General features: G+C 55.1%; 9 protein-coding genes and 1 pseudogene. 4 read left to right on the plus strand and 6 right to left on the minus strand.

The window, feature by feature from the left end:
- Positions 1–548: 548 nt before the first annotated feature.
- From EZV60_RS18705 to EZV60_RS18720, 4 genes and pseudogenes are all read right to left on the minus strand, one after another.
- Complete coding sequence (locus EZV60_RS18705) at positions 549–1142, minus strand: LysE/ArgO family amino acid transporter (protein ID WP_135507554.1); 594 nt, start codon at positions 1140–1142, stop codon at positions 549–551.
- Between the two features lie 173 nt (positions 1143–1315).
- A pseudogene (locus EZV60_RS18710) lies at positions 1316–1390 on the minus strand (DDE-type integrase/transposase/recombinase); the annotation flags it as partial.
- Positions 1391–1445: 55 nt separating this feature from the next.
- Positions 1446–2153 carry an IS6 family transposase gene (locus EZV60_RS18715; RefSeq protein WP_135507556.1) on the minus strand — a complete coding sequence of 236 codons (708 nt, stop codon included), beginning with the start codon at positions 2151–2153 and terminating at the stop codon, positions 1446–1448.
- A gap of 182 nt (positions 2154–2335) precedes the next feature.
- The gene (locus tag EZV60_RS18720) at positions 2336–3445 is read right to left on the minus strand and encodes a cache domain-containing protein (RefSeq protein ID WP_135507558.1); all 1110 of its coding nucleotides are present in this window, start codon (positions 3443–3445) and stop codon (positions 2336–2338) included.
- A 232-nt stretch (positions 3446–3677) separates the two neighbouring features.
- Here EZV60_RS18720 and EZV60_RS18725 point away from each other — a divergent pair, with 232 nt between their 5' ends.
- Genes EZV60_RS18725 through EZV60_RS18735 form a run of 3 tightly spaced genes read left to right on the plus strand, consistent with a single transcriptional unit; the run spans position 3678 to position 7424 of the window.
- The gene (locus EZV60_RS18725; protein ID WP_135507560.1) at positions 3678–4844 is read left to right on the plus strand and encodes an HlyD family secretion protein; all 1167 of its coding nucleotides are present in this window, start codon (positions 3678–3680) and stop codon (positions 4842–4844) included.
- The gene (locus tag EZV60_RS18730; protein WP_135507562.1) at positions 4844–6862 is read left to right on the plus strand and encodes a glycosyltransferase family 2 protein; all 2019 of its coding nucleotides are present in this window, start codon (positions 4844–4846) and stop codon (positions 6860–6862) included. Before EZV60_RS18725 ends, EZV60_RS18730 begins: the two co-directional genes overlap by 1 nt.
- A complete protein-coding gene (locus EZV60_RS18735) occupies positions 6846–7424 on the plus strand; it encodes a hypothetical protein (protein WP_135507564.1) in 579 nt (192 codons plus the stop codon). The genes EZV60_RS18730 and EZV60_RS18735 overlap by 17 nt, the downstream gene beginning before the upstream one ends.
- A gap of 70 nt (positions 7425–7494) precedes the next feature.
- Here EZV60_RS18735 and EZV60_RS18740 read toward each other — a convergent pair whose 3' ends face one another.
- Entirely contained in the window at positions 7495–8202 is a 708-nt protein-coding gene (locus tag EZV60_RS18740; RefSeq protein WP_135507566.1) for an IS6 family transposase, read from the minus strand.
- 399 nt (positions 8203–8601) lie between these two features.
- Here EZV60_RS18740 and EZV60_RS18745 point away from each other — a divergent pair, with 399 nt between their 5' ends.
- Positions 8602–9582 carry a Hint domain-containing protein gene (locus EZV60_RS18745; RefSeq protein WP_135507568.1) on the plus strand — a complete coding sequence of 327 codons (981 nt, stop codon included), beginning with the start codon at positions 8602–8604 and terminating at the stop codon, positions 9580–9582.
- Positions 9583–9916: 334 nt separating this feature from the next.
- Here the strand turns inward: EZV60_RS18745 and EZV60_RS18750 are convergent, their stop codons facing one another.
- Positions 9917–10429 (minus strand): hypothetical protein, encoded by a 513-nt coding sequence (locus tag EZV60_RS18750; protein ID WP_135507570.1) that lies wholly within the window; start codon positions 10427–10429, stop codon positions 9917–9919.
- Positions 10430–10577 lie beyond the last annotated feature (148 nt).

Consider the following 10577-nt stretch of genomic DNA (forward strand, 5'->3'; position numbering starts at 1 on the left):
CATTGGCAGACCAGCACCCAGTCTAGCGAAATCCTGAGACGACTAGGCGATTTGGTTCTGGAAGTCGCGAAGGTTCATCTGTCGCCGGATATGTACCGAGGCGGATAGTCTCAGGTCTTAAAGGGGAGGCAGTTTATGATCCAAAAACAGTCGGGTCATTTCATCACCTGAAGTGGCTAAAAGTTCACGCACGCAGGTGAAAGCACGCTCCGTGATTTAGAGCAACAGCTTTGCCGAAGAAAGAATGGCTGCAAATACTTCGGATTTTAGCGACCGTCATGTCCATTAAATGACCAAGACTAAGAGCCCGAAGAAAACAATCAAAGCTCCAAGCTCAAGTGACATTAGATCCCAAACTCATGGGTTCTGTGGAGAGGGTATCGTGCATGGGAATGTCAATTCCTCAATTGTTTGGCTAAGTGGCGATTGTGTCAAAATTTTGGCTATTTGGAACAGCAAGGAGATGCATGCTAGCCGCAGACCTAAGTCTCACTCTTCGCCACGTGCGTTTTTTCCCAATACCGGAAAAGAAAGGCATTAAAGCGCGATCAATCCATTAGCAGCTTGACTGCAATCACCCACATCACGCAGCCCACTCCAGCATCCAGCCAACGCCACGCGGCCGGCTTGGCAAAAAGCGAAGTCAACGCTCTTGCGCCAAAGCCCAGCGAAAAGAAGAAAATGAAACTCGCAGCAATCGCTCCCAGAGCAAAACCCAGCCGGTCATCATACTGCGCCGATATTGAGCCGAGCAGCACAACGGTATCGAGATAAACATGCGGGTTGAGCCAGGTCAGTGCCAGACAGGTCAACAGCGCCATTCGCAAGCTGCCCGTGCCATTCGCGGCTGCCATTACCTTCCCATCCCGCCAGGCGGAGATCAGCGCCAGTGCGCCGTACCAGATCAGAAACGCAGCCCCGCCATAGCGCATGCCTACCTCAAGCCCTGGCATCGCTTTGGCCAGAGCCCCGAACCCTGCGACGCCCGCCGTGATAAGAATCGCATCGCTCAGTGCGCAGGTCAGAACAACGGCAAATACATGCTCCCTTCGCACTCCCTGACGCAGCACAAAGGCGTTCTGCCCACCTATGGCTAGGATCAGCGACAATCCGAGGCCGAACCCTGCCAGTACCGCCTCCATGTCTTGGCCTTTCTAGCATTGATCTGTCCCATTTTGCCCTCAGCCTTAACTAGAGTCGACGGCTCAGTCGAGGCGGGAGCGCCGAGAAGGACGGCAAGAACGATTACTCCTGAAAACACAATAGCGAGCGGAGGTGCTGCCAGACAAATTCGAACCAGTCTACGTTAGCGCGGGAGCACCTGACCTTCGTGGTCGACAGCGCGCCACATGTAATGGGTCTCGCCGTTGATCTTCACGAAAACCTCGTCGGGTGCTGTCAGACAGTTTCGAACGCGTCTCTACTTGGACAGTGAGGCTGTCGTTTTATGCCATGCAGAGATCGCACCACTCAGCCAGAGCAGCGGCGCGGTTCCGCTTGAAATTTTGTCTGCTGTAGAGGTTACGCTCCGCGTTGAAAAGATTGTGGATTGAGTAGTGGACGGCGGCGAATTTCTGCAAACTTCGCATGCGCCGGAACCGGGACATCGCGCGCTCTCTTAGTCGGAAGGGAAGGTGTGAATTTTCGATCCTGTTATTCAGCCAGCGCCCTGTACGCTGCCGATCCGCGTTTCCGATTTCCTTCATCGCAGCGCCGTACGAGCGCAGATTGTCAGTGACAACCTGTTCTGGTCGACCGTAGCGCTTCATCAATTTTCTAAGGAATTTCAATGCTGACTTGCGATCTCGATGCTTGGTGACGAAGGCATCGAGCACCTCACCTTCGTGATCGACGGCCCGCCACATGTAATGCGTCTCGCCTTTGATCTTCACGAAAACCTCGTCGAGATGCCATTGCCAGTACGAGTAAGAACGCATCCGCTGGATCCTGGTCTTGCGGATCTCAGAGGCGAAAAGCGGGCCAAACCGAATCCACCAAAACCGGACTGACTCGTGGCTGACGTCGATGCCGCGCTCATGCAGAAGATCTTCGACATTGCGCAGCGACAGCGGAAATCTGACGTACATCATCACCGCCAGACGGATGACCTCGCGGCTGGTTCGGAAGTAGCGGAACGGGTTGGGCTTGCTCATTGAGAAAGGGTAGGGGGCGACTACAACGGTCGCAAGCTCATCCCTCTGACAAGACCCCGGCGAGGATCTTAACTAAAATTCCATTTGCCACGGTCAGTCGCTCACGCACTCGTGAAAATCGCTAACGCGGTGTGCAGGCCTCGCCTAAAGTAATCCTGTCAGGCCATCACGAAATACATTCGTTAATAGTATCGACTCTGAATACGGCTCAGAGCGTTGGAAAGCCGTTCGCTTTCTCGGCTGGTATGGTATTCTTCTGGGTAAGGCTCCTTGCCTTCGGCGATGTCACGCGCAGTTTCGGTCAGGCGTTCGAGAGGACGCACAAAGTGTCTTGTGAACATGATCGAAAATGCAGCTAGAAGGCCAAGTAGACTAAGCAAACTGATCCATATCGCAAAAGATAAGTCAGCAACGCTCTGGCCATAGGAGTCCTCACGCACGCTCACAACTACGGAAAGCCGCGTGGGTGGTGCATTGCCAATCGCTAGTTCCGGCGCCACAGCGTAGATGTTGCGCACGCCATTCTTGTCTTCGATTACTTGGGCCGAGCCGATATTGAGCGATAGAGAGCTAAGACTGGCAGGGGCGAGATCCACCCGAGTTTCCAGATCCGGTCCGAAGACCAAATGGCCATTCTGATCGACCAAGTAGGCGAGAAGACCGAGTTCATCGGCAGCATCGCGGACATAGTCTTTGAGCCAGCTCACCTTGAGGCTGTAAGTGTAGACACCTTTGATTTCACCATCCGGCGATTCAACTGGTAGTGAGATGTTAAGAAAGTCTCGCTCGTTATGCGCCTGATCGGTTTTGGCGGATGTCAGTTCGCCAAAGAACGGCCCTCTCAAACCCTGACGATACCATGCCGCGTCGGATACGGATGCTCCTTCCCGTAGGCCATTCGAGCCAACACGGATGGTTCCTGAAAGATCGGCCAGACCCGCCCAAGCGACGCGTCCGCCAGCGAGCACGACTGCGTCGGTGAAGGCGCGGACCTCTTGGTCATCCTTCGCAGCAAGCTGCCGAACGACTGCTTGCAAACTGTCCCATTCCCGCTCAAGCGCGCGGGACACGGCCAGGCGCAGTGCTTTGGCACCACGAATGGCATTGTTGGCCTCAACGCGGGCCTCGAAATCACGCGCATGATGGTTGATCGGCCACCAGATCGCCAGCATGCCGATAAGACCACAGATCATGACGAAGCCGACAATCGACGTGGCCAGTCTAGGTGCATGCGTTTGCACACTGCGGGGGGACAGCGTTTTTTCACGAGGCATTGATACAGGAGAACTCATTCAAACCACTTCCGGCCATGCACATTAAGTTCTTGCAAGATGCTTTGATGGTGCAAGCATCGAATACCTGCGACCCGCACATAGTGACTTACCTTGGCAGCATTCAATCTGATCGCTCCGTTGTGTTGATTTGGGCTGTGATAGAGAGGGGATTTTGCCCAAGCCTCCCATAGCCAATTCGGTTGTACCGGCGTAGTGAAAGATATACCTATAATTGTAAGGAGGCTCAAGCTTGCGATATCTACGACTGTTGATCGGTTTCTTTATTCTCTTCGGGTCGCTTTACGTGATCGTCGTCGAACAAATGACCGGTGCAAGTTCGAACGCATTCATTAACGCACGCCTATTGACGGTGCGCGCGCCTGTCGCGGGTGATATTGCGCTTCCGGAACGCGCCCCAGGTGCGTTTGTCCGGGAGGGCATGACCCTGTTTTCGGTGGAAGATGAAAGAGCAGACAGTCTGCGTCTGAACGACCTGCGATTGGAGCGTGATCTGTTGACAGCCGAGCTCAGCCGTTTGGAAGCTGAGCGTGACGCGCGATATGACGGCCTAGCCTGGCTCAGATCGACCGCCAATCAATACGGCGTGGCGCGGATACGCGAGCTTGAAGTTCTGACAGGCGAGAATGATCCGATTTCAACCCAATCGACTTCGGGAACAGGAACAGAAGCCTTGGAGGACGAAATGCAGACGTCGGATGAGGCAAAGCCGGATCGCGCACCTGAATTTTCCGACGCTTTTTCGACCGGCGCCGTCGAGGATTTTGCCGATTTGCGGGCACTTCAAATCTATGCTGCCAGGCGCTCAATTTACCTCGACAATTCGGCCGGCGCGGCCTGGAACATGGCTTTCCGACAACGCGAGGCGCAAGACTCTCTTGAGCTTGTTGAGGCCGACATCGCTCGTGCCGTTGCGCAACTCGAGGCATACGACACGCGGATTGATCGGGAACTTTCGCGTCTTGTTACGCTTCGTGGTGACACGCTTTTTTCTCCGGTTAACGGTGTTCTCTGGAGGGAGCTGACAGCGGACGGCGTAAACGTGCAGCGTGGAGATCCAGTCTTACAGATCGCAAACTGCGACTCTTTGCTTGTTACGCTTTCAGTTTCGGAGACGATCTACAATTCACTCTCTACCGGGAGCGCGGCGACCTTTCGTCCTCTGGGAAACAACGAAACTATGCAAGGCACGGTGGCTCGCCTGGCAGGAGCCGGTGCCGCCTCAGTTTACGAGGGGATGGCGGTTTCGCCGAGCGAGGAACATCTTGAACGCTATGACGTGGCGCTCATTTTGCCAGACTTGAGAGCAGATGCCGCAAGCGGATGCGGTATTGGTAGGACCGGCCGCGTCTTCTTTGATGAGCGCCCACTCGATATCTTCTGGAAGCTCTGGGAGTAATGCTGCCGAACCTCTATCTCGGCGATATAGGCGCTAGCCTAATGCACTTGTTTCCGATACTTGGAGTTGCGCTGATCCTGCCTTTTTTGATCGACCGGACCGACACTTTTCATCGGGTCTTTCTATTTTCTTTCTCGATCATGTTCGCGATAAGGTACGCTTGGTGGCGCGTAACTGAGACAATCGCACCGGTCGACTGGACACTGGATTTTGTGGCCAGCGGACTGCTTCTGGGTGTCGAGTTGATGGCAATAACAAGCTCGATCAGCGCTTTTATCATTCTAATACGTTACCGCGACCGCAGCCCAGACGCAGACCGCCACGCCGAGTGGTGGAAAGACATGCCGCCGAAGGTTGTTCTGCTGATTACAACATACAACGAAGAACTAGAAGTGCTTGAGCGCTCGATAATCGGTGCCAAAGCCCTGCGCCACCCTGACAAGGAGGTTATCGTTCTGGATGATGGACGACGCGACTGGCTGCGTGATTATTGCGCGCACCAAAGTGTCACCTACATCCGCCGATCCGACAATCAGCACGCCAAAGCCGGTAATATCAATCATGCACTTGAGCTTCTTTTGGCCAGGTCGACGCCCCCTGAATACGTCGCTGTACTTGATGCCGACTTCGTGCCCCACCGGGGATTCTTGTCACGTACGCTGGCCTTGTTTCACGATCCCAAGGTTGGTCTTGTTCAGACCCCCCAGCATTTCTTCAACGCGGATCCGATCCAGCACAATCTCGGTATCAGTCGCTCGTATCCAGATGAGCAGCGCTTCTTTTTCGACGACATTCAGCCATCACGCGACGCTTGGGGCATAGCCTTCTGCTGCGGCACGTCGTCGATTATGCGACTGGACGCGCTGAAGGATATTGGCGGCTTTCCCACCGACAGTATTACCGAAGATTATATGATCACGCTGTGCCTCCAGAATGCAGGCTGGCAAACCGCCTACCTTAACGAGGCTTTGACCGAAGGCCTGGCACCAGAGGGTTTGAAGGAATACGTCACACAACGATCGCGTTGGTGCCTCGGAATGATGCAGATCGCACGCAGTCGGGTTGGGCCGTTTCGCCGGAACAGACTGCGCCTCCGTGACCGATGGAGCGTCATAGACGCAAGCCTTTATTGGCTCACGACCTTCCCTTTTCGTCTCGCAGCATTGGTTTTCCCATTGCTCTACTGGTACGGTAACGTCACGGTAGTCGAAGCCAACCCAGCCGATGTCATAACCTATTTCGGCTGTTTCTTTTTTTGGAATCTGATGGCAATAAACCTGTTGTCGCGAGGCAATGTGGTTCCGATCCTTACCGACATCAGCCAGTTGCTTGGAGCCCTACCAGTCACACGCGCGGCCTTTGTTGGCCTTTTACAACCGAAGGGCCATCCGTTCAGCGTAACGGCCAAGGGTGGGGACAGAAGCCGCATCGTGGTGCAGTGGAACATGCTGGCTCCATTCGCGATCCTACTCGCGCTAACCATTCTCGGATTGCTCCTTGGCATTGTGAGCGACCGTTTCGCCTTCAACGATGCTGGTGAAGGTAAGTGGGTCATACTGCTATGGACGATCTACAACATGGTGGTTCTCTCTTTGACGATCATCGCTTGTGTCGAACTTCCACGGCGCGAGCGCCACGTGGCCGATACACCCGAGCGCGTCACCTTCACATCCGGCAGTTTGACACAAAGGATGTGGGTTACCAGCTTGACGCAGGACACCGCCCGGCTTCGGGGGGGACTATTCGACGTCGGCACTTATGGCCGTATCAATCTCCCGGATGTCGGCGACCTGCCGGTTTTCGTACTGGCGCAGACGCCTGATGGGATGCGCGTGGAATTGATGCCAGACGAAACCCAACGAGACGCCCTGTTCAGGCGTTTCTATACGGAAGACAACACTCCAGGCATCAGCGTCGTGAACCCTTGGAACATGCTAAGCGACATGGCGCGGCGGATCTCGCTGATAAGCCGAGACAAATCAAGCAGGAAAGGAACGAAAATTGACCGCGGCGAATAAGCCCATTCGAAGCATCTCCGCGGCGCTGGCGCTAGTGGTCGCCGCGTCGACCGCAGAAGCCGATGGAGAGTTCTATCAACTGGACCTTGGCGAAGACACCACTACAGCCGTGCTCTCTGTCGAGCGTGACCGGTTGGCATTTGGGATTGTTTTCAGCGACTACACGGGCCCAGAGGATCTCAATTTGACTGCCAGCTACAAGTTCACCCTCGGAACACCGGTCACGTTTCGAGCTGGTCCGGCATTGCAGCTTGAGGGGCTCGACACATTGAAGGGCGGAATACGGCTCGTTGCAGAGCACTATCAGCCCACTAGTTTCGGCAGCATCTTCTTATTTGGCGAGGCTACGACGATCGACCGTGGTTACTTTGCTCTCGCCGCGATTGGCTTCGACAGACCGGACGTGACATTTGAGTTCAGCTACCTCGGCGACGATGACGGTTTCCGAGACAAAATTGCGGCTATGGCTTTCGGAATACCGAGTACCAAGGCGAGTGTCCGCGTCGGCTACAAGTTTGACACTGAGGAAAGTTTCTTGGGGATCTCGATAAACACGTTTTAAGCGGAAAGTGCAAAACGGTGCTGTCAGACAGTTTCGAACGCGTCTCTACTTGGACAGTGAGGCTGTCGTTTTATGCCATGCAGAGATCGCACCACTCAGCCAGAGCAGCGGCGCGGTTCCGCTTGAAATTTTGTCTGCTGTAGAGGTTACGCTCCGCGTTGAAAAGATTGTGGATTGAGTAGTGGACGGCGGCGAATTTCTGCAAACTTCGCATGCGCCGGAACCGGGACATCGCGCGCTCTCTTAGTCGGAAGGGAAGGTGTGAATTTTCGATCCTGTTATTCAGCCAGCGCCCTGTACGCTGCCGATCCGCGTTTCCGATTTCCTTCATCGCGGCGCCGTAAGAGCGCAATTTGTCAGTCACAACCCGCTCCGGCCGACCGTAACGCTTCATCAATTTCCGTAGGAATTTCAATGCTGCTTTGCGGTCGCGGCGCTTGGTGACGAAGGCATCAAGAACCTCGCCTTCGTGATCCACAGCGCGCCACATGTAATGGATCTTTCCGTTGATCTTCACGAAGACCTCGTCGAGATGCCATTTCCAATTCGAATAGCAGCGCATCCGTTGAGCTCTGGCTTTGCGGATCTCGGAGGCGAAAAGCGGGCCAAACCGCATCCACCAAAAGCGGACAGATTCGTGGCTCACGTCGATGCCGCGCTCATGCAGAAGATCTTCGACATTGCGCAGTGAGAGCGGAAATCTGGCGTACATCATCACCGCCAGGCGGATGACTTCGCGGTTGGTTCGGAAGTAGCGGAACGGGTTTGGCTTGCTCATTCAGGAAGGGTAGGGGGCGGTGAGCATCGTCGCAAGCTCATCGCTCTGACACCTCCGGGTGGCGCGATCAAACCTAAAAATCGGCGTCAACGAAGACTAAACACAGTCAGGTCGATACTGAACCGATGCGTCCGTCTTGATCCGAAATGGAGACAAGCATTCCTTTCTAGCTTCTTGTCAGATTTAGGATCATCACTTGTTGCCTGCCCCGCGAACCGGCCTGACTGACGCTGGTAGGGCAGGGGCATGTTTAATCGCTGTGGGGAAGCTGCTGGCAAACAAGCGACGTGAACCGGTCTTCAAATCCCCAAGGCATAATTCGCCTATCAATTCGACGCGGGTCGCAATATGTTTCGTGTCACCGTTCAACCCAACCCCACTCGACAAAAGGTTTGCGACATGGCGACAGAGGTTTTCGACTTTCTCAATAATGACAGCAACGCATCCGGTACGGTAAATCTTCCGCTTCAGTCCACAACATCTGGAGGTTGGACCCTCGACAGCAGCGTAGGCGGCAACGGTGACGATGAGCTTGTGCAGTTCGAAACCACTCAAGTCAGCGGCGAAACAGCCGGTGGTGATCCTATTGTCTTGACCGTTCAGTATGTCGGATTGAGTGCCGCCGGTGATCCCATCTTCGCGGTGAATAGCGTGTCCGCGCCCACCGGCTACTCCGCGATTGAGGGTGGGGATGTCTTCATTCTGTCGGCCTCCGACGTGTCGGGCACATCGGTGACGCCGGCCAGCACCGGCTCCTATACCGTGTGCTTCGCCGCCGGCACCCTGATCGCCAGGCCGGATGGCGAAACCGCGGTCGAGGATCTTGAGATCGGCGACCTTGTGATGACTGCGGACGGAAACGCCGTCCCCGTCAAATGGGTCGGACGGCAGACTGTCCACAAGATCTTTACCCCCGCCGAGCGGTTCGAGCCGGTGCGTGTGACGGCCGGCGCACTCGGCCAAGGGCTGCCGCATCGCGACCTTGTCCTGACGGCGGATCACGCGCTGATCCTTGACGGCCTCGCTGTGAACGCCGGCGCGCTGGAGAATGGCACCACCATCTTGCGTGAAAGCAAGGACACTCTGCCCGATCGCGTGACCTATTATCACATCGAGACGGAAAACCATGACGTGATCCTCGCCAATGGCGCTCCGGCCGAGACCTATATCGATTACGTGGGCCGCCGGGCCTTCGACAATCACGCCGAGTACTTGGCGCTATACGGCGACGAGCCTGTGATCGCCGAGATGCCGCTGCCGCGGGTCTCCTCGCGCCGGCAGCTTCCCGAAGACCTGCGCGCACGCTTCGGCATCGCCGACTTCGCCGACGACGTTACAGCCGAGGCGCTGGCCTTTCTTGTCGAGCGCGGCGCGGCCTAAGACCTTTGATCAAGCGCCCTGAATTGCGACTATCGTTTATACAAAAACTGTAGCTTATTCGAGAAGCCTCACCTTACTGATCAAGCGTGATTGTGAGTGCGTCCGGTATAAGCGTGCATGATTGGGGCATCGCCGTTACACGGTTGACGAACGGCATCAATTTGAAGCTGAGAGAAGTCATTGTTCGGACCGCGTGGTGGACTGCTTTTTGTGAGGGTCAGGAAAAGAAAGCGAGTGCAAGATCCGAAACGTTCGGACTTGGAAGTCCGCTGAAAAACAACAAGGTATAATTCAGGTCGAAACTGATATCTTTGCACCTCGTCAATGAAGTGCATTATTCCTGCTCAGCCCGTTTCCATATCTCGATGAAGTTTTCGGGCCAAAATTCAGGATCTGGCGCGTATTCCGGAAAGCCCGCGAACACTTTTTGGGGGTCTTCTTCGCACATTGCGATCAGTTCGAACCGGGCCTCGTCGAAGGATTGCCCCTTGGCCATTGCATAGCCGTAGATGAAGACGGGCAAAATGCTCGTCAGGGTGTCCGCGTATTTCTTGTCAAGAAGCGGTTCATGCATGGGGTTCGAGATGATCGGTCGTATCTCTTGACAAGTCGCCGCGTATATCAGGTGATCTGTGGCGTCCGCGACTGCCTCTGCAAGAGCACGATCGGCGAACACCATGATTACGCCGGAAAAAACGGCCAGTGGCCTAATACTCGATAAAATCCGCCTCGCAAAGAATGCAGCCTTGGCGCAACAGTGCAGCGCCCGAGATAGGCCGTTCGACCGAAACGTGATATGTCTGCAATTCATCCTCAAAGGTAATAGCAGATCGCGAAACTTGTCCATAACGATGCAATGACGTTTTCAGGTCTTAAATCACAGCGCCCATCGCAGTGCGCATTCGCGATAAGATCGCAGCCTCAAAAAAGCGCGGCCTCTGGATGGGCGGCGTACCGCCTTTGGGATATGACGCACATCCCGATGCCAACACCCG

It is taken from the genome of Roseovarius aestuariivivens (assembly GCF_004761875.1).
GTDB lineage: Bacteria > Pseudomonadota > Alphaproteobacteria > Rhodobacterales > Rhodobacteraceae > Roseovarius > Roseovarius aestuariivivens.

Bases quoted from the DNA above. Each gene is read 5' to 3' on its own strand.
- EZV60_RS18705 (WP_135507554.1), bottom strand. From the start codon at position 1,142: ATGGAGGCGGTACTGGCAGGGTTCGGCCTCGGATTGTCGCTGATCCTA.
- EZV60_RS18715 (WP_135507556.1), bottom strand. From the start codon at position 2,153: ATGAGCAAGCCCAACCCGTTCCGCTACTTCCGAACCAGCCGCGAGGTC.
- EZV60_RS18720 (WP_135507558.1), bottom strand. From the start codon at position 3,445: ATGAGTTCTCCTGTATCAATGCCTCGTGAAAAAACGCTGTCCCCCCGC.
- EZV60_RS18730 (WP_135507562.1), top strand. From the start codon at position 4,844: ATGCTGCCGAACCTCTATCTCGGCGATATAGGCGCTAGCCTAATGCAC.
- EZV60_RS18740 (WP_135507566.1), bottom strand. From the start codon at position 8,202: ATGAGCAAGCCAAACCCGTTCCGCTACTTCCGAACCAACCGCGAAGTC.
- EZV60_RS18745 (WP_135507568.1), top strand. From the start codon at position 8,602: ATGGCGACAGAGGTTTTCGACTTTCTCAATAATGACAGCAACGCATCC.
- EZV60_RS18750 (WP_135507570.1), bottom strand. From the start codon at position 10,429: ATGGACAAGTTTCGCGATCTGCTATTACCTTTGAGGATGAATTGCAGA.